Genomic DNA, 287 nt, shown 5'->3' with positions numbered 1-287 from the left:
CCTCGGCGGTCCCCTCCTCGGTGAGGGCTGCCTGGGACATCGACAACTCGGTCAGTGAGACCCAAAGGGACCCGGAACCACCGGAGGGCACCCAGGTGGCCGACGTGGGGCTGAGTGTTCAGGCCGATGCCCTTGTCCTCACTCCCGATGCCGACCTTCTCAAGGGTGACGACACAGTCTACCCGGTCTACATCGACCCCGCGGTCAAGACGGCGAGCCGGACCGGCTGGACCATGGTCTCCTCCCACTACTCCACTTCCGAGTTCTGGAAGTTCTCTGATGACGAG

1 protein-coding gene is annotated in these 287 nt (G+C 64.1%); it reads left to right on the top strand.

The genetic code is table 11. The annotated features are described in order from the left end of the window. Positions 1-287, top strand: a 287-nt coding sequence (locus ACSNOK_RS33830; protein WP_436784579.1) for a hypothetical protein, incomplete at both ends; no start/stop codon positions are given.

Source organism: Streptomyces sp. URMC 126 (assembly GCF_051386555.1).
Classification (GTDB): domain Bacteria; phylum Actinomycetota; class Actinomycetes; order Streptomycetales; family Streptomycetaceae; genus Streptomyces.
Note: the sequence above shows the minus strand (reverse complement) of the source record. Positions and strands in the feature narration are given on the sequence as shown.